The 18179-nt window shown below is 52.0% G+C and carries 18 protein-coding genes and 5 pseudogenes; 18 read left to right on the forward strand and 5 right to left on the reverse strand.

Features of this window, described 5'->3' with window-relative positions; translation table 11 throughout:
* Positions 1-67: 67 nt before the first annotated feature.
* The 5 genes and pseudogenes from K3T82_RS50480 to K3T82_RS38420 all read left to right on the forward strand — a co-directional run bounded on the left by K3T82_RS50480 (position 68) and on the right by K3T82_RS38420 (position 3510).
* Entirely contained in the window at positions 68-229 is a 162-nt protein-coding gene (locus K3T82_RS50480; RefSeq protein ID WP_220198803.1) for a nitroreductase/quinone reductase family protein, read from the forward strand.
* A 4-nt stretch (positions 230-233) separates the two neighbouring features.
* Positions 234-942, forward strand: a pseudogene (locus tag K3T82_RS38405) (IS6 family transposase).
* Positions 943-1067: 125 nt separating this feature from the next.
* Complete coding sequence (locus K3T82_RS38410) at positions 1068-1349, forward strand: hypothetical protein (protein ID WP_220198804.1); 282 nt, start codon at positions 1068-1070, stop codon at positions 1347-1349.
* Between the two features lie 653 nt (positions 1350-2002).
* On the forward strand, positions 2003-2317 hold the full coding sequence (locus tag K3T82_RS38415; protein ID WP_220198805.1) for a hypothetical protein: 315 nt from the start codon (positions 2003-2005) through the stop codon (positions 2315-2317).
* Positions 2318-3342: 1025 nt separating this feature from the next.
* On the forward strand, positions 3343-3510 hold the full coding sequence (locus K3T82_RS38420) for a hypothetical protein (RefSeq protein ID WP_220198806.1): 168 nt from the start codon (positions 3343-3345) through the stop codon (positions 3508-3510).
* Between the two features lie 318 nt (positions 3511-3828).
* Here K3T82_RS38420 and K3T82_RS38425 read toward each other — a convergent pair whose 3' ends face one another.
* Positions 3829-4410: a hypothetical protein gene (locus tag K3T82_RS38425; RefSeq protein ID WP_220198807.1), complete on the reverse strand. Its 582-nt coding sequence runs from the start codon at positions 4408-4410 to the stop codon at positions 3829-3831.
* 364 nt (positions 4411-4774) lie between these two features.
* Here K3T82_RS38425 and K3T82_RS38430 point away from each other — a divergent pair, with 364 nt between their 5' ends.
* A complete protein-coding gene (locus K3T82_RS38430; RefSeq protein WP_220198808.1) occupies positions 4775-4972 on the forward strand; it encodes a hypothetical protein in 198 nt (65 codons plus the stop codon).
* Between the two features lie 380 nt (positions 4973-5352).
* Here the strand turns inward: K3T82_RS38430 and K3T82_RS38435 are convergent, their stop codons facing one another.
* Entirely contained in the window at positions 5353-6261 is a 909-nt protein-coding gene (locus K3T82_RS38435) for an arginase family protein (protein ID WP_220198809.1), read from the reverse strand.
* Positions 6262-6368: 107 nt separating this feature from the next.
* On the opposite strand from K3T82_RS38435, the gene K3T82_RS38440 reads away from it, so the two are divergent.
* On the forward strand, positions 6369-6650 hold the full coding sequence (locus K3T82_RS38440; protein ID WP_220198810.1) for an ArsR/SmtB family transcription factor: 282 nt from the start codon (positions 6369-6371) through the stop codon (positions 6648-6650).
* A gap of 15 nt (positions 6651-6665) precedes the next feature.
* Here K3T82_RS38440 and K3T82_RS38445 read toward each other — a convergent pair whose 3' ends face one another.
* Positions 6666-6878: an SRPBCC domain-containing protein gene (locus K3T82_RS38445; protein WP_220198811.1), complete on the reverse strand. Its 213-nt coding sequence runs from the start codon at positions 6876-6878 to the stop codon at positions 6666-6668.
* Positions 6879-7006: 128 nt separating this feature from the next.
* On the opposite strand from K3T82_RS38445, the pseudogene K3T82_RS38450 reads away from it, so the two are divergent.
* From K3T82_RS38450 to K3T82_RS38460, 3 genes and pseudogenes are all read left to right on the forward strand, one after another.
* Positions 7007-7234: pseudogene (locus tag K3T82_RS38450) on the forward strand (transposase); the annotation flags it as partial.
* A gap of 39 nt (positions 7235-7273) precedes the next feature.
* Entirely contained in the window at positions 7274-7552 is a 279-nt protein-coding gene (locus K3T82_RS38455) for a helix-turn-helix domain-containing protein (RefSeq protein ID WP_220198812.1), read from the forward strand.
* 131 nt (positions 7553-7683) lie between these two features.
* Positions 7684-7983 (forward strand): RNA-guided endonuclease InsQ/TnpB family protein, encoded by a 300-nt coding sequence (locus K3T82_RS38460; RefSeq protein WP_220198813.1) that lies wholly within the window; start codon positions 7684-7686, stop codon positions 7981-7983.
* Positions 7984-8253: 270 nt separating this feature from the next.
* Here the strand turns inward: K3T82_RS38460 and K3T82_RS38465 are convergent, their stop codons facing one another.
* Positions 8254-11025, reverse strand: a complete 2772-nt coding sequence (locus K3T82_RS38465; protein WP_220198814.1) for a tetratricopeptide repeat protein — start codon at positions 11023-11025, stop codon at positions 8254-8256.
* A gap of 294 nt (positions 11026-11319) precedes the next feature.
* On the opposite strand from K3T82_RS38465, the pseudogene K3T82_RS38470 reads away from it, so the two are divergent.
* Positions 11320-12068: pseudogene (locus tag K3T82_RS38470) on the forward strand (SDR family NAD(P)-dependent oxidoreductase).
* A 48-nt stretch (positions 12069-12116) separates the two neighbouring features.
* Here K3T82_RS38470 and K3T82_RS38475 read toward each other — a convergent pair.
* The gene (locus K3T82_RS38475; RefSeq protein WP_220198815.1) at positions 12117-12986 is read right to left on the reverse strand and encodes a helix-turn-helix transcriptional regulator; all 870 of its coding nucleotides are present in this window, start codon (positions 12984-12986) and stop codon (positions 12117-12119) included.
* 152 nt (positions 12987-13138) lie between these two features.
* On the opposite strand from K3T82_RS38475, the gene K3T82_RS38480 reads away from it, so the two are divergent.
* The 7 genes and pseudogenes from K3T82_RS38480 to K3T82_RS38510 form a co-directional block, all read left to right on the forward strand.
* Positions 13139-13600 carry a RidA family protein gene (locus tag K3T82_RS38480; RefSeq protein ID WP_220198816.1) on the forward strand — a complete coding sequence of 154 codons (462 nt, stop codon included), beginning with the start codon at positions 13139-13141 and terminating at the stop codon, positions 13598-13600.
* Positions 13601-13624: 24 nt separating this feature from the next.
* Entirely contained in the window at positions 13625-14614 is a 990-nt protein-coding gene (locus K3T82_RS38485; protein WP_220198817.1) for an LLM class flavin-dependent oxidoreductase, read from the forward strand.
* Between the two features lie 152 nt (positions 14615-14766).
* Positions 14767-15432, forward strand: a pseudogene (locus K3T82_RS38490) (IS5 family transposase); the annotation flags it as partial.
* 137 nt (positions 15433-15569) lie between these two features.
* Positions 15570-15770, forward strand: coding sequence for a hypothetical protein (locus tag K3T82_RS38495; protein ID WP_220198819.1), 201 nt, complete (start codon positions 15570-15572; stop codon positions 15768-15770).
* The gene (locus K3T82_RS38500; protein WP_220198820.1) at positions 15745-17007 is read left to right on the forward strand and encodes a recombinase family protein; all 1263 of its coding nucleotides are present in this window, start codon (positions 15745-15747) and stop codon (positions 17005-17007) included. The genes K3T82_RS38495 and K3T82_RS38500 overlap by 26 nt, the downstream gene beginning before the upstream one ends.
* Entirely contained in the window at positions 16964-17905 is a 942-nt protein-coding gene (locus K3T82_RS38505) for a recombinase family protein (RefSeq protein WP_220198821.1), read from the forward strand. Before K3T82_RS38500 ends, K3T82_RS38505 begins: the two co-directional genes overlap by 44 nt.
* 86 nt (positions 17906-17991) lie before the next feature.
* Positions 17992-18168: pseudogene (locus tag K3T82_RS38510) on the forward strand (transposase); the annotation flags it as partial.
* Positions 18169-18179: the final 11 nt, after the last annotated feature.

Raw genomic sequence — 18179 nt, forward strand, 5'->3', positions numbered from 1 at the left:
CGGAGTCATCTCTCTCGGGAGGAAAAAGAGGCTGATATACTCAAAGGGTTGAGTATGTCAGCCTCTTGTGCGTTGGCCTCCTCAGGTTAGGCGGCGGCCATTTGTTGGCGATGGCCCCAAGAATACGGATTGGTATTATAATCTGGTGGCTCATCCGGAAGCAACGATCGAGGTTGGGACTGAGGGTATTGTCAACTTGACGATAGAGCTGAAAAATGTGTTAAAGTAGCTCTATGAAAACAATTCCCATTGCTCCCGATCACAAAGGTTATCGCTTTCCGCCCGAAATTATCAGCTATGCGGTATGGCTCTATTTTCGTTTCTCACTCAGTTTTCGTGATGTCGAAGAGCTCTTGGCACAACGTGGGATCATTGTGAGCTATGAAACGGCCCGGCAATGGTGTGTAACGTTTGGACAGACCTACGCCAATGAGTTGCGTCGTCTCCGCCCTCACTGTGGCGACAAGTGGCATATGGATGAAATGGTTCTCACCATTTGCGGCAAGAAACACACTCTCTGGCGAGCAGTGGATCAGGATGGCAACGTACTCGACATTCTTGTCCAGAGTCGACGGAACAAACACGCGGCAAAACGCTTCTCTCCTCAAGGGGCTCCAATACGTCCCTCGTGTCATTATCACCGATAAACTCAGAAGTTATGGGGCGGCGAAACGCGAGATCCTCCCTGGTGTGGAGCATCGGCAGCACAAACGCTTGAAGAATCGAGCGGAAAACTCGTACCAACCCACACGACTGCGTGAAAAGAAGATGCGACGGTTCAAATCAGGCAAACACGCCCAACGCTTTCTTTCGGCCTTCGGTGCCATCACTGGACAATTCCAGCCACGAAGACATCGTTTGTGCGCTAGGGAGTACCGTGCTATCTTACAGAGCCGATTCCAGCAATGGTATGAGGTGACTGGAGCCAGGCTGGCTGCATAGCCACCCAGACCTCCCCATTTCTCATCGCCTTTCCAGAGTATTTCTCCTTATCGCTCATTCGTAACTTTTGCTTTTGTACATAAGTTGACAATACCTTAAGTATTCTTGCATCCCTAAGGGATTTATTGTGGGCCACCGCATCCATAGCTAGTGGTATTGATCCCTATACGGGAAATGAAGAGGAGAATTTCCAACTTTTCAGTAGTCGTATCGGGAAAATCAAAGGAGAGCACCTCAGCCAAGAATTGTCTTTCTGGAAAACCAAGGACACGTCGACATCAGAAGTCGAAACACCATCTACTCCGCCAATACAAGTTGCAGAGAAAGCATCCGCAGGCGAGTCTCAGCAGAAGAAAGAGGCGCCTGAAGAAACAAAGGAAGATGAGAAGCCATCATCAGAGGATTGAAAAACTCTTTGCGCAATCTTGCTGACATCGAATCTGCAGGTGAATTGCATACAATGCCACGCTGGGCGGAAGAAATCATTGTCTCCATTGAGAATGAGCTGAATAGACTCTTATTGCCTAAACAAGATTGTCCAACTATGCTTAGACGGCGAAGTGGTTTGACGCCCAATCAATGGAATTGCTGAAGAGAGATGCGTTTCTTCCCACACAGCAGGACGAGTAGCGTCTAGCAGGGGCTAGAGACCCATTCACTTTTCTGAACCTCCACATCTTTGGAGAGATATATCATTCAGCGGATCTTCGTATAGTACATTGAAACTAAAACTATTACATAGAAGCCGTAAGGCCATATGAGCCGTACTGCTGGTCAGACAAGCAGATATGTGTTACACGTTATTAGAACCAAAGGGCTTTCGAAGGAAGCATTCCAGGGGAGTGTTGTTCTCCATAACATCATGACTGATATCCTCCTGAAGCACAAGATGATGAGCAGTTTCGCTCCCATGGAGTATATATCAGCTTCATTGAATCGAGGCAGGAGACTCCCGCAATCATACGCGGGGAGGAATGCCGAGTCCTTTTCAGGCGTATGGGTAAGGGGATTGTCCTCTCCTTTCCGGTTTCCCTGTGTTGTCTCGCGAAGAGATGTGTAGATGTTCAGAACAGGTCAGCACAAAGGCACTCCTCTGACGCAAGAGAAACGGTTTGTGATGCATGGATCCCTGCATCGGTCGAACTGTTCAGCATGCACGGATCAGCATGAGGGCCAACGCCCTGTACGCTCGCTCAACCTGTGTACCCTTTTCCGTGTGGGGCGACTTCCTGCGGGAAGTGGCGGTTGGTTGAACCGCTCGTCACCCGTCCTCACCGCGCGCAGGCTCGTCCTGCTCGTCAATGCGTCCACCCCTGTTTCCTTGGGAGAGGGAGGTGAGGTGCAAGCCCCTGAGTTTACTCATGGGGTCTGGTGACTGAATGTGAAGGGTGAGTTATGAGAAGAAATTGTCTCTTGTTGACAAGAGTGGGCTGGCCTATGTATGAAGCAACTCAGGCTCTCTGAGAAACGTTGGCCTGGAGGAAGAGGTAGACAGAGATCCAGACGATGCCAATCAGGATGGTTTCTGTTGACATGTTATCAATCCTATCTACCTCTTCTTCTATGATTATGGAGGCTGAATCAGGCTTCCCGAAGAGACCTTAGTCATCGGGTTGCGTATCTTTCCAATCAGAGGGAACCTCGATTTTCGCTTCTATGCTTGCATGTTCGGCCAGGAGCTTGAGTGGATTCATGCTGCCTTATACCCGTCATCGCTCCTTGTATCTAGGCTATTTATCTTTTAAATACATTACAAGGCTTTTTTTGCTCCTCTACAAAGCGCATGTGTAATGTTCTCCTATAATATTCTGCCCTTTGCTGCGTACGGTTCGAAAATCCCACGAACAGTGTAGGAAAAGGGGACTGATATGGCCCTGATAGGCTGCAAAATATGCCTGAATCACGGGAATTAAGAGAAGAAATAGATGAAAGATGTCCGAAAATCCCCGCACTTTTTGAACAAAAAAAGGTTTTCGAAAACGCATCAGTCATGGTATACTCACAGAGGTATATCGAATAAAATTGAGGTTCTGAGGCGCCCAACAAAGGACAACAAACGACCAAAACGCAAAAACATACGATTCATTTCTGTTTCTCAGCCCGCGGTAGCAGGTCGGTCGATCCGGTAGAGGATTCTGCAAGTTTGATAAGACGCTGGCCGCTTCAAACATTGAGATGTGTAGCAGGTCGGTCGATCCGGTAGAGGATCCTGCAAGTCCTTTATAATATGTTCATTTCCCTCTGAATGGAGGAGTAGCAACTCGGTCGATCTGGTAGAGGATCCTGCAAGTCAGATGTTGCATACCGACACTTGAGATGGTATGCGAGTAGGAGAGGAGTCGATCCGTCAGAGGATCCTGCAAGTCCGACCTGTCACCTCTTGCACGACAGCGGTTATCCTTGGCACGTGAGCTTGCCGCGCGTGTCGAATGGCTTCGCGGTTGTGTGGTTCCCCTCGTGCAAGGACGGTTTGTGCTCTTTCCCTGGACTGGATCGCGTATCTATAAAACGCTTGTGCTTCTTCTGGGGAGCAAAGGTTGGTACTGTGATGATCATCATTATTATTAATGCTTCGGGCTGTGGTAAATGACACGAAGAGTGGGCCGGTTTTGGGGGTCTTGGTCATTTTCGGTGGAAAAACACAGCAAAAGATCGCTACAGAAGCCACCCAAGCCTTTTCTTTTCAATTGTTGATGCGCTTTTCCACCGAAAATGACCAAGACCCCTTTTTCAGCGCGAAAGGTGGGATTTTGGTGCGAAGGATGAGCAGCACAACCATTCGATGCTTGGGAACCAGCCCCACAAGCGGTTCATGATTCTGGAAATATGGAAATTCGCAACGATGCAATCTCTTTTCGCTTGTTGTAACTGAAAAGAGGCGTGGTATCAGTTCGTTTCATCAGAAGTCTTCTTTACCCAACGGACTCCCTTCCCAACAGCTCCTCCAAGAATGCCAAGGAGCAGACCGGTGATCAACCCAATCCAGAGATGACCGATCAAAGCGGCCAGCCAATCACTGATCATGTACGTCGTGATATCTGAGAGGCCGCTATGCCGAAATTCCGCAATAGTTTGCGGGTCACGCAGTCCTGCTTGAAAAAGAAGAGCCGAGAACAGCAGCCAGGTGAAGAAAATGATCAGTCCCCCCAGCATCCCACAAAGCACACCCGCCTGAAGACCCGGCCCGATACGCTTGGTTTGCCACCCAGCAAGCAGGCTAGGGAGCATCGGCAGTAGAAAACCGAGCCACGCCATGCTTTCATACAACACGAACGTGAGTTGCTTGGACGGAACAAGTGGAAGATTGGCCACGAGCAGTTCGATTGCCCATGCTCCTCCACACAGGAGTCCCCAGACGAGTCCTTGGTGGAGCGCCACACGCTCGTCTGTTGTTCCTCTGCGCGTGAGAAAGAGCGCGAACCAGCCATAGATGAGCAAGGCCAGCACGGCCAGAAGCAAATAGACCACCAAGTCGCTCCCCCAGAGATTACGACTGCCGGATGGGCAAGTAATTGCATTGTGCTGCTGAGGACGAACAGCCCTAAACTGGCTAGGATACTCCAGCGAATCAGCCTTGATTGGCGTTCCGTAATCATCTCTCCCCCTTTTTGTAGGCCTTTGTCTTTTTAGTATAGCTGATCATTACGGGCGTGTGCTACCCCTCTCCCCAAGATCCTTTTCTCTGACCACAGGAGCGCACGAATTTCCAAAAACGATGCAGGCTCATTCGCATCTGGAGCGATTTGTCTAGCTACCAATAGCTGTGCTACTCATCCATCGCCAGATCGTTCTACATCAATAAAAAGGCTTTTGTGGAAAGGTCCTGAAGAAGATGGAAGTCAAGCAAGTCGTCGCTCTCCCAAAGCAGTTCGCGGTCATGGATATCGAAATGAGTGAGAAAGTGATCACTATTTCTGCTGTTTCAACACAGGTTTGCCCATGCTGTCCGCTCTGCAGCAAACCATCCACACGGATACATAGCTACTACCTGCGCCGGGTCACCAACTTACCCCTCAACGAGGCCGTTTAGGCTCAAGAAGAGCCAACTCAGCTTTGCAAACTCATCCATTACCAAAATCGTGCCAGACCTACGAAGTGAGCAGATCTGGCCCTCGATCTTGAACGCTGGATACCCGGTTTTCAGGAAAAACTGCTCCTCATCTAGCTTCTTTCGCCGAAATCTTGTACATTGTAGGGAGAAATGGAAAGGCTTGCGTTCGTTCGCTGAAAGCGAGTCGTCTAATCAGAGTGAGTAAGGTGTCCATCTCAAACGGCCTCTCAAGCAAGGTGAGATCAGACGAGCTTGGACACGTTGGCCCATGGCACCAGCCAATATGATGGTTGACACCTGCTTCCACATATCCATTACGCGAAAATTGGAACCCGGGACAATTTTTCCGTGAATGGATATTAGATGAGCGGAAAGTTGCGCAACACCTGCTGGAGTCGGATGACTTGGCGCGGAATAAATTCGGCAATCGTCAAGCCGACGACATCGGCGACAGCACGCACGTCAGCAACCACCCGTCGCACATTGTCGCTCGTCAGGCCGCTAGGCTCCGCACCAAGACCGAAGACAATCTCGTTGCTATCGACCACATCGACATCAAAATGAATGGCAACCCGTGAGCATCCTGACGCCTTGAGCCAATTGAGCAGAGGCTGACTGGAGCGGCGAAGCTCGTCAGGATGAAATGAGCTGATCCCCCAATGGGCGATATTTGGGAAATCATCTTCGGTCCAGGAATGCAGGCCAACCAGAGCCACCCGACCTGGATCAATGGTGGCAGGCAGAAGGCGAAGCACCTCCGGGTCTCCATAACCGATAAGAACGGAGACCGCCATCGCATGGTATCCAGAGTAGTGACTGGCGGGCGTGCCAACGTCGGGATGCGAGTCAATCCAGAGCACTGCAAGATCATTCCCATAGCGCTCTGCCAAAAAGGAGAAAGGTGCCACGCTCACCGAGCACTCTCCGCCAAGCGTGAGGATGCGCCCAGGGTTGTAGCGACCTATCACCTCCAAGGCTGCGGCCAGTTGTGCAACCACAGCCGCCTTCGCTTCGATCCCGTCCTGCTTGCCCAGACCAAGATTGCCAGACTCAACCGGAACGAGAGCGGTTGGTCCGTTGTGTGCTGGCAGCACTGCGTTCAGCACGGTAGCACCTACTGCATAGCCTCTGCGAGCTTCCTCGAAAGGAACCTCCTGGAATAAAGAGCGAATAGATTCCACGCCCGCACCTTGCCACTGTGGCCAAACCAGACGTAGCGTTGGCGGATTCTCATTGACGGTGGTCGAGGAATTTGTTGTGTTCGTCATGCTCATTTCCTTCGTACATTTTACCAATGAATCGTTATGAACATCTACCCGTTCTTCCCACACCAATCACCACTCCCACGTCTGGAGAACAGGACCATGCCGGCAGGATGAAGAACGAGGAAATGGATCGCGTCGCCAGGCAATTGAAAGCTCTGGTAGATCCGTTTCGACTCCATCTGTTACAGATCCTGGCTCAGGCGAATGAGACCCTTTGTGTCTCAGAGATTGTACAACGCTGCACACTCGCACAACCAGCGATCAGTTGTCACCTATGTATCCTGCGTGACATGGGTCTTGTTGGGGTGACCAAACAAGGAGCCTATGCCTATTATTCTGTCAAAGCAGAAACCCTGGCCGAGGTGGGTCCATGGCAAACGCGCCATCGTTGAACCCAACAGCCTGCTTCAGGTATAGTGTCCCCGCAGATGCCAATTCATGGTTGGCCATCTCAAGTGATAGCGCCCGCCATGACGTGGTTCAATCTCGGCCTCTTGTGGCCACCATTTTTGCAGGAGAGCTGGCTGTGTCCAGTAATGGAACACGTTCTCGGGGTTGGTATCAGGCATGTGTGTTTCGATGATCAGGGGAGTAAGATCCGAGGGTAGTTGTTGTGTCATTCGCTTGGCTCCTCACATCTGAAAGCATTTCTCATCTCTGTTGTCTAGCTGAGTATAGCAGAAAAAAATAAGGTTCTCATTGCCTGTTTGGGAATGCTGCGAAGGACACAATCTGATACACTGTGAGGATGAATATTACCTATCCAAGCGACCTTTCTGATGCTGCGTGGGAGCATCTGCAATAGTATCTTCCTGCCGAACCTTCATGCGGCAGACCACGAACGCATTCACTACGAACAATCTGCAATGTAATCTTTTATGTTCTGCGAACCGGTTGCCCCTGGCGCTATCTTCCCTCGAACTTTCCGCCCTGGCAGACCGTTTTTTACCACTTTCGGCGTTGGCGTCTGAAGGGCATAATTTGTTTTCAAGAATAGGGACAAAAAGGGGCAAACATGGACAGATCCTCCCTTGAAACAGCAGCGACTTTGTGGTATATTTGTTCTACATTCATCGCAGAGGAAGAAGAGCAGAAGATGGTACGTGGCTACCGAGGAGAACTTGATCTCAATAACGCGCAACAGACACTCTGTCGCAAACATGCCGGGGCCGCTCGCTGGGCTTTCAATTATGGCCTTCGCCGCAAACAGGAAGCCTACAAAGCTGGGCAGAAAACGCCCACCGCCATCGATCTGCATCGCGAGATCAACGCCCTCAAGCCCTCTGAGCCCTGAATGTATTTGGTGAGCAAGTGCACCTTCCAAGAAGGATTGCGCGACCTGGATGCCGCCTTCAAGCACTTCTTTGCACCAAGCGACTGCTCAGATCGTGGCGAGAACCCGCGCCCGATCAAGAGCGACCGCGTGTGATTGTGCTCGAGGATTTGAACATTACAGGCATGCTCAAGAATCGCCGGTTGGCCCGAGCGATTGCGGATGTGGGCATGTACGAGTTCAAGCGGCAAATCCTCTACAAAGCTGAACAGGCAGGGGTGCAGGTGCTGCTGGCCTCGCGCTGGGAACCCTCCTCAAAAACCTGTTCGGATTGTGGCTGGGTCAATGAGGCGCTCACCCTTTCAGATCGGGTCTTTGTCTGTCTGGATTGTGGAAACGTGCAGGATCGAGATGCCAATGCCGCCAACAATCTCGCAGCATTGGCACAATGAAAAGAGCGTACCGCAAGTTCTGCGGGAAGTGACGCCTGTGGAGCAGGGGTAAGACGAGCGAAAGGCTTGCTCTCTGCGTTGAAGCAGGAACCGAATGCTGGGTATGGCCTGTCCATATTTGGGTCAATTTCGGAGAACGGTGCGCAGTCGAATTGGGCAAGAAAAGCCTGGGAGCTTGCATGTGATTCAACTTCTGTTCGCTTTCCTGACTGAGCCTGGACAACAAGCCATCTGAAACTGACCGGGCAAGGTGCAGGAATTTTTGTCCCACTACATACTATACAGGCGTTCACGAGTGTTGATTGTCAGGGGGTGATCTGGTCCAAGGATGTGTTCACGAATCGTCAGTGCGCGTTGATAGAGCGCTTCAGCTTCTGCCGTCTTGCCCTGAGCTTGTTGAAGAATCGCAAAATCGTGCAATACGCTCGCCGTCTTTGCATGTTCTGGTCCCCACTGTTGCTGGATATGAAGCACACGCTGGTAAAGAGCTTCCGCCTGCTCATATTTTCCCTGTTCCCGATAAAGATTTGCCAGTCCAGCGAGGGGATAGGCGATCTGGGAATGTTCAGGTCCTCGCTGGTGCTCGCGGATGTGCAACGCCCTCTGGTAAAGAGCTTCCGCCTGCTCATATTTTCCCTGTTCCCGATAAAGATTTGCCAGTCCAGTCAATGGAGAAGCTACCTGAGAATGCCCAGATCCCAACTGCTGTTCCCAAATGTGAAGTGCCCGCTGATAGAGTGGTTCCGCCTCCTCATATTTCCCCTGTTCAGAGTAGAGGATTGCCAGCTCGTTCAATGGATAGGCAACCAGGACATGCTCAGGTCCCAGTTGGTGCTCACGGATGTGCAACGCCCGCTGATAGAGCAGTTCCGCTTGTCCATATTTTCCCTGTTCCCGGTAGAGATTCGCCATTCCATAGAGCGAATAGGCGACCAGGAGATGCTCAGGTCCCAGTTGGCGCTCACGGATGTGCAACGCCCGCTGATAGAGCAGTTCCGCTTGTCCATATTTTCCCTGTTCAATGTAAAGATAGGCCAGATTGTTCAACAGGGTAGCTACCTCAGGATGTTCGGCTGTCTTCTGCAGATTGTGGATAGGGAGTATCCGCCTGGGTGATGGCTGCACCACAGTCCCATTTCGTCTTGCCCGAGAGATATGCGCTGGATCAATCATTGGAGAAGATACCTGTTGCTCAAGGATGTGCAGCGCCTGCAGGTAGAGTGGTTCTGCCTGCTCATATTTTCCTTGTTCCCGGTAGAGATTCGCCAACCCATTGAGTGAAATGGCAATGTTGGGATGAGAGAGTCCCTGCAATTGCTCCCACATATGAAGTGTGCACTGGTAAAGATGTTCTGCTTGCTCATACTTTCCCTGCTGATAATAGAGCGCTGCCAGATGGCTAAGTTCGGCAGCAACTTGAAGATGTGTAGATCCCCACAGTTGTTTGTAGATATGCAATGCTCGTTGATAGAGAAGTTCTGCAAGGGAATAGGACCCGCATTCTCGCAGGTAGGTCCCCGTTCGATCCAACAGATCAGCTGCTTCGGGAAACAGCAACTGATGCTCCTCAATGAAAGTCTCGCATGCTTGCACTTGCGCCAGATAGCGCTGACACTGGGGCCAGGAGGCTATCGGGTCGGTTGGATCATGAGGAAAGAGAGCAGAGAGTGCATGTACCAGGCGTTCTGCCCATCGGTGTTGCTCTTCTCGTCCCATCGTCTCCATCTGCACCACTTGTATCAGACGATGAAGGCTCAGCATCTTGTCCTGGGTCAGACGCTTCACCAGGGAAAAAGCGAGCAAGGTACTCAGCATCTGGTCGAAGCTGAAACGATCAGCCACTGCTTGTTGCAGTAGAGAAGGCCAATAGGATGCACCATCGATAAGCAATTCTTCGGGAATGTGGTCTGGCGGGAGAAAAGCACAGAGACGTAATAATTCGACTGCTGCCGGGTTCGTCTGCGCAATGCGTTGAAACGAGAGAGACCAGGTAGTTGCTACCGACTCGGGATAGCCTGTCGCTTGCTTACCACGTTGAGCAAGCAAGGCATGACGATGCTGCCGATAGAGTTGGAGATAGTCATGGACACTACATCCAGTCTCCTCGATGTATGCTCCAGCTTGATCAAGAGCGAGAGGAAGAGAGCCAAGTTCTATCACCAGATTACCGGCTTCGTTGATCTCCGAATCCGTGGCATAGGTGAAGCGTTGTGCGCGCCGGAGCAGGAGTTGTATTCCCTCCATCATACCCATGGTATCCACTTCGATAGAGGAGCTACTCAAAGAGCCGACTGCATGCACCCGCGTGGTAAGTAGAATATCGCCGTTGCCCCACTGAGGAAGATACGGCTGAAGAAAGGAAAGGTCATCAGCGTTGTCCAAGATGAGCAACCAGGGTTGCGGACACCGCTCCAGCCAGCGCAGAACCTGTGCCACCAGGGTACACTGATCCGTCTCGCCCGAGGAACGCAAAGCAGGCAACAGATCAACGACCTTGATAAAGCTGGCCAGTAGAGCCTCTTCACTGGCCGCGTTCATCCAGAGTGTATGGGTATAACGTCCCTGTGCCCGACTACGGTAGGCATATTCAGCCGCGATCTGGGTTTTGCCAACCCCACCCAATCCCCGGAGAGCCTGCGCCTGTGTTAAGACCGCCTGGCAGAGACCGGATGGCTGCCTCGATATGTGAGGTGAGAACACCTGCATGATCTGGTCGAGGAGTTCATCACGTCCTGTAAAATGGGGATTGCGCGCATACGGTACCGTCCACAGCGCGTCTATCTCGGTGGGTAGAACATCTGATAGCCTTCGTTTTGAGGCTAGACTCTCCGATGGCGGGAGGTTTTCTGCCAGCGGTGGGCTCTCCTCCACGAGTCCTAATTCCTGTGCACTCAACCCAAAGAGTGCACACAACTTGACACGGTAATAGGCACTCGGCTGCTGACTGCCTTGTTCCCACCGATGTACGGTGATGCGTGATGTCCCCAGTTGATCAGCGAGATCCTGTTGACGCCAGTTGCGCTGTATACGATGTCGGCGCAAAGAATCATTTCTCCTCAAGAGGTTTTCTCCTGGCCTTCCTTTCGATTCATTCCTGGCAACTCAACCAATACACGAACAGAGGTATTTCTTTCAACATTATAGTTTTCCTGGGCAAGTAGCCATTTCGCCTCCGCAAAACGATACTCGAACGATACATAACGCTCTCTGAAAAAGGGGTTGAGGAAGATATAATTTTCCTAGAACTTCTCGCTGATTGAGGGCAAAAACGTTGCCTTATCTCAGACCATCAGAAGTGAAGACTTTTGCAGAGATACTTATCACAAGAGGAAACACATGACAAAACTTGAAGGGAAAATTGCCGTCATCACGGGAGCAACCAGCGGTATTGGCCTTGCCACAGCTCAACTCTTCGCCTCAGAGGGGCCTATGTCTATATTACGGGTCGCCGACAAAGCGAACTGGATGCAGCCATCAAAAGAATCGGGAAGAACGTCACGGGCGTACAAAGCGATGTCTCCAATCTAGCGGACCTTGATCGGCTTTACTCCCTTGTCAAAGAGCAACATGGCCATCTCGATGTCCTCTTTGCCAACGCTGGAGGTGGATCCTTCTCTCCCTTGGGAGAAATTACAGAAGAACACTTCGATCAGACATTCAACACAAACGTCAAAGGGTTGCTCTTTACCGTACAAAAAGCTCTTCCACTCTTAAAGGATGACAGTTCGATTATTCTGAGTGCATCCACAACTTCCATCAAGGGAGGGGAAGCATTCAGCGTATACAGTGCAACCAAGGCCGCGGTGCGGTCATTCGCACGCTCCTGGACTCTGGATCTGAAATCCCGACATATTCGCGTCAATGCTGTGAGTGCAGGCCCGATCAACACACCAGGACTGAGTGGTCTAGGACAAAATGAGGAGCATACGCGACAATTGCTGACATATCTGGCAAGTACTGTTCCGTTAGGGCGGCTGGGCGACCCTGAAGAAATCGCAAAAGCGGTCTTGTTCCTCGCTTCCGATGACAGCAGTTTTGTGAATGGGACCGAACTGTTCGTTGATGGTGGCCAGGCTCAGATCTAAGAGCCTGTAAAAAAATAGAACGTTGCCAAGCCATTGTATTGAGGCCAGTCAGATGCTCTCAGCAGAGAGTGGCTCATCTTTGAGCAAGCGATGAAGTTGCTGCGCCGTTTCTGAGTCTGCTGCAAGGTACATGTGGCAGCGAATATCAGGGTGCTCGATCACTTGAAATTTAACGTAATCGAGGGTCATCTTGCCCACAAGGGGGTGCTGGAGTTGTTTTCTGGTGGCACAGGTTGAGCGGACGTTGTGTTCTGCCCAGAGATCGCGAAATGTTGGGCTCGCCTGTTGAAGACGTTCAATGAAAGCCTGGACGGACGGATCGGCCTGATGGCCCGTGATACGGCTGCGGAAGGTTTCCAGAACCTCTTTTGCATACTGGTCTCGCTCAATGAACAGCCTTATCTTTTTACTCCAGCGCGTTTTGCTAAAAAGCAACCAGAGAACATTGCGCTCGCTTGCTGGAATCCGCTCAAAATCGCCGAAGACCAGCGTCGCTGCTCGATTCCAGCCTAGAATGTCGTAGGTGCGCCCGGTGAGGAGCGCAGGCATCGTTCCAAGTTCATCGAGCACCCGCTGATAGGTACGCCGTAACGACTCCTCTAGTGGAGAACTCTTTGTGGCGAGCGGCTGATTGGCGAGGGTGAAGAGATGGATTCGTTCGTCTTCCGTTAACTGTAATACATTCGCCAGACTGGAGAGAATGTTACCTGACGCCTGAATATCTCGCCCTTGCTCCAAGTAGGTATACCAGGTGGTGCTGACACCTGCTGCGATAGCGACCTCTTCACGCCTCAGCCCAGGCGTACGTCTGCGTGGGGCTACCGGCATGCCTATCTGTGTGGAGGAAAGGCGAGCCCGCCGCGTGCGCAGAAATGCTCCCAGTTCTGCTCTGCGCTGTTTGTCGTTGCTCTGTTGCATTGGCCTCTTTTTCTCTGCCCTCAAGTCTGAATACTGGTACTCATCATGCTACCATAAACTCTGTCTGGTTTTCAAATCGTTCCGCTGATATGCTCACCATAACACAGGTAGTGAGCCTGTGGGAAAAGCTGAAAAGAGGAAAGGATTTTCTGATGACGACGATTGGACGGCGTTTGGCCGAGCTTGGATATACGCTACCCGCAGTTTTCCCGCGTATGGGGAGTTATGAGCTGTTTGTGCGTGTCGGCAATCTCCTCTATCTGTCTGGCGCTGCACCGAAAGCGCCCAATGGTGAGTGGATGATCGGAAAAGTTGGAAGGGAGTTCAGCGCAGAAGAGGCCTATGAGCATGCTCGCTACGTCGGATTGCAGCATCTGGCAGTGCTGAAGGAGGCGGTAGGAGAGCTTGATCGGGTCAAGCGAGTGATCAAAGTGCTGGGTATGGTGAATGCGGTTCCTGAGTTTACGCAGTATACTCAGGTCATCAATGGCTATTCGGACTTGCTCATTCAGGTATTCGGAGAGGCCGGGAAGCACGCGCGCTCTGCGGTGGGCATGGCAGGACTTCCAGGCAATGTTTCTGTCGAGGTCGAGGTCATTGTTGAAGTCATCTAAACAGAGGAAGGAAAGGAAACGGAGATGAGCCTCTCTCATACACCTCAATTTGGACTGGTCTTGTCGAATCGGAGCGTAGTCACAGGAGCGGCGACGGCTGAAGATCTGTTGACACTGGCACAAAGAGCCGAAGAGGCTGGATGGGATTCAGTGTGGGTTGGCGATTCCATCTTTGCTAAGCCACGCTTGGATGCCCTCGTGTTGTTAGCTGCCTTGGCTGCACGAACCCGGCGGGTCAGGTTGGGGCCAGCTAGTTTGACCAGCACGCCTTTGCGTGACCCATTACAGCTTGCATATCAATGGTATGGCCTGGATGTGCTCTCACAGGGACGGATGATTTTCAATGCCAGTCAAGGAGCTCCTGGAGCGCAGGGAGGCGCGTTTGAAGCAGAATTCGCCGCCTTTCACATCGATCCAGCCTCGCGCATGCGGCGCATGGAGGAAGCGATTGAGATCTTGCGTCTGGCCTCGACTGGAGAAACGATCAGTTATGATGGGGAATATCATCAGTTTCATGGGGTAACGGTTCTCCCGCGTCCGGTCCAGCAACCGCTGCCCATCTGGATTTCTACTGCGACAGATTCGCGCAAGCCAAAGATGGCCGCGCGGGCTTTACAGCGAGTTGCCAGATATGCAGATGGCTGGATGACTCTTGCCCGTTCTCCTGAAGAATTCGCACACAATCTGGCGGACATCCGGCACTCTGCCCATGAACTGGGGCGAGAGCTTCCCGCCGATTTTCCAGCCTACTTCTACCTGGATATCAACGTCAATGACAATGAGGAAGAAGCATTTGAGGAGTGTAAACGGTTTTTAGATGGCTATTATGAACATGATTTCTCGCGTGCTGAGGTGGAGATGCGCACTGTTTTTGGCTCACCTCAGACCTGCACCCGACGCTTGCGGCAGTTTGTGCAGGCTGGTGCAACAGGGTTTACGCTTCGTCTGATCGGGCCTAATGGGCAGCTCCAATTTGAACGGATTACCGAAGAAGTACTCGCAGCTTTCAAATAGGTCCAAGGCCGCGTGGAATCCTCCGGGAAAGTCACAGAAGCTCTGCTCCAGAATATGAGTTTAAGGCAGCTCAGTGAATGAAAACCAACGTGCTGTTGTTGGCACGTTGGTTGCTTTCATCTCACGCATGATGGGAAGATCGCAAGCCAGGTATGACATCAAGAAAAGGATATACAACAGATCTCACTGATATGGAATGGCAAATCATTGAAGCACTTTTGCCTGGCCCCAAGCGATTAGGCCGCAAAATCGAATATTGCCGACGGGAAATCTTCAACGCCATCTTTTATCTGAACCGAAACGGATGCACCTGGCGAGATTTGCCAGGTGATCTTCCACCATATGGCATTGTTTCACATTACTATCATACCTGGCGGCGATGTGGACTCTGGCAAGCCATCAATGAGACCCTCCGCACTCAATTGCGTCTGTCCGAAGGGCACCATGCCCAACCAAGTGCCGCTTGTCTTGATAGCCAAAGCGTTAAAACAACGGAGATTGCAAGTGAGCGAGGATATGATGCTGGTAAGAAGGTGAAAGGTCGCAAGCGCCATATCCTGGTAGATACACTAGGACTATTGCTTATTGTTGTCGTTCATGCCGCTTCTATCCAAGATCGAGATGGGGCCAAGCTGGTTTTAGAGCAAATCCCAGAGCGTTTCCCTCGCCTAGCTCATATTTGGGCTGATGGGGGGTATGCAGGTCAGTTGGTCTCCTGGGTCAAAGAGTGTTGTCAGCGGGTACTTGAAATAGTCAAACGTTCTGACAAGCAGAAAGGTTTTGAAGTACTCCCGCATCGCTGGGTAGTAGAGAACACCCAATCACAATGCCCCTGAGATACTTCGGTTGACAGAACCGGCACCACGCCCTATGCTTGGTGTGAGTGGGCTGCTAAACTTGCTAAGCTGGGTTGAGCACCGACGGCAGGCCCAAAATGCAGTGCATGAGGAAGGTGGTGTTCCATGTCCAGTCTCTTACCCAACGCAGTTCCCCCCCGCCCAATTCCAGGCATGTAACAGTCCTGTGGGCGGATCTGCCTCAAGTCAATCGTCAACGGCTCCTCTGGCTGTTAAGCCACCTGCTCGAACGCCAGTTGAAACAGAGCAGTGTACCAAGCAAGGAGGACGGCGATGAACGCGACGACTGTACGGAGTAAATCCGGCTTCACTGCTTTGGATGAGATGCGCTCAGAGAAACTCCGTCCTTTTCATCAGGAACGGCTTGCGGTCGTCTATGTGCGTCAATCTACTCCCCAGCAAGTCCTGGACCATCAAGAGTCCACCCGATTGCAATATGGATTGGTAAACAGAGCCCAGGCGTTGGGATGGGATGCTTCTCGTATTCTGGTGATTGATGACGATCTGGGCAAGTCAGCAACGAGTACGCAGGGACGCGTCGGCTTTCAACGTCTGGTCTTGGAGGTGAGCCTGGATCACGTTGGAATCATCTTCGGAGTGGAGATGTCACGTTTGGCCCGCTCCAACAAGGACTGGCATCAACCCTTGGAGTTGTGTGCTCTCTTCCGCACGTTAATTGCTGATGTTGACGGGATCTATGACCCTACATTGTACAATGATCGGTTACTGCTTGGATTAAAGGGGACCATGTCAGAAGCAGAGCTCCATATCCTCAAACAACGTATGTATCAGGGACGCTTGAGTAAAGCCAGACGGGGTGACCTCCAGTTTGCCCTACCCGTTGGGTATGTCTGGAGCCCGACAGGTGAGATCCAATTCGATCCGGATGAACAGGTGCAGCACGTGGTGCGGTTCCTCTTCCGCACGTTTGACGAGCTTGGAACCCTCGGAGGTCTTGTGCGCTATCTGGCTCACCATCAGATCCAGTTGGGGCTTCGTGTCCGTGAGGGACCGGGCAAAGGAGAGCTGGTCTGGCGCCGTCCCAATCGGGCCACGATCCAGATGATGCTCAAACATCCCTTGTATGCAGGTTCCTATGTCTATGGGCGACGCCAAGAAGATCCACGCCGCAAACAGGAAGAGCACCCACGAGCGGGCCGGGTCGTTGTCCCCCAGGAAGATTGGTTTGTCCTCCTCCCCAATCGGTGTCCGGCTTACATCTCTCCCGAGCAGTATGAGCGGAACCAGGAGCGGTTGCAAGCCAATCGGGCTCGTGCCGATGCCATGGGGACAGCGCGGAGCGGGCCAGCCCTTTTAGGCGGGTTAGTCGTCTGTGCTCGCTGTGGTTGTCGCCTGAACGTTCACTACGATGGCGATGGCCCTCGACACACATATGAATGTGTCGAGCGTCACACTCACTATGGAGAACCGAGGTGTCAACACCTGGCAGGTCCGTGTCTGGATCGCTTTGTCAGCGAGCAAGTGTTGGCGGATGCGGGAGCCTGCCACCTTAGAACTGTCTCTAGCGGCGACTAAACAGATGGAGCAGGAGCGTGCTGAACTCGATCAACTCTGGCAGCACCGGCGAGAACGAGCGGTGTACGAAGCGGAGCGAGCAGCTCGCCAGTATCACGCGGTTGAGCCAGAACACCGGCTGGTAGCTCGAACGCTGGAACGAGCATGGGAAGAGAAGTTGCTCGCACAACAACAACTGGAAGAGGCATATCATCGGTTTCTCCACCAAAAACCACGCCTCCTTTCGGAGTCTGAACGAGAGGCGATTCGTCGCTTGGCAACCGATATTCCCGCGATCTGGGCAGCTCCAACCACAACGGATGCGGATCGGAAAGAGATTCTCCGGCAGGTTGTCGAGCGCGTCATGGTCAATGTGCAAGGGAACAACGAGCAGGTGCAGGTACGGATCGAATGGGTCGGTGGGGGTCACACAGAAGGGGTTCTGCTTCGACCCATCAGGACGGTACGCGAACTCTCGACCTATCCACAGATCTGTCAGCGGGTGCAGGAGTTGACTGAAGCAGGGTGGACGGCAGTGGCGATTGCACAGGTGCTGAATGAGGAAGGTTTTCGTCCACCCCGTTCCACCAAGGGTTTTCGCCCAGCAACCGTTTCACAGGTGCAGCGCGAGATCGGGGTGAAAGCGCCTCACCCGCGCATTCGACATCGCGAAGGGGTTCTGTCTGATGAATGGTGGCCAACCGAACTGGCTCGTTGGCTGCATATCCCGCGTGGGACCCTCTTGCATTGGATTCGTCAAGGGACAGTTCGAGCACGCCAACTCGATGAGCCCTTGCACCGCTGGGTTATCTGGGCTGATGAAGCGGAACAGGAACGGCTTCGAGCATATCATCAGCGCGCGATAGGAGACGATTTCCGCCACCTCTGGACAGATACATCACGTGCCGAACAACCTTAATGGGGCTATCATACCAGCGAATCACGAAAGGAAAGAACCATGGCAGCCAGTCAGAAACAGAAAACGACATTGGTGGGTAGTGTGACTGGGTTATTGAACGAACATTTGGCTGGTTCAATCGGTATCGTCGGCTCGCGAAAGATTATGAACGATCAATCGAAAGCAGTGAATCAATGCTCTACATTGCGATGATCCGCTTGATGCTTGCACAGCTCGCGAGGAAGCATCAAACGCAACAGCAGCAGCCGTGTCAGGAACGCTAGATTCATTTTTC

The sequence above is a fragment of the Ktedonospora formicarum genome, assembly GCF_016587355.1.
GTDB classification, from domain to species: Bacteria; Chloroflexota; Ktedonobacteria; order Ktedonobacterales; family Ktedonobacteraceae; genus Ktedonobacter; species Ktedonobacter formicarum.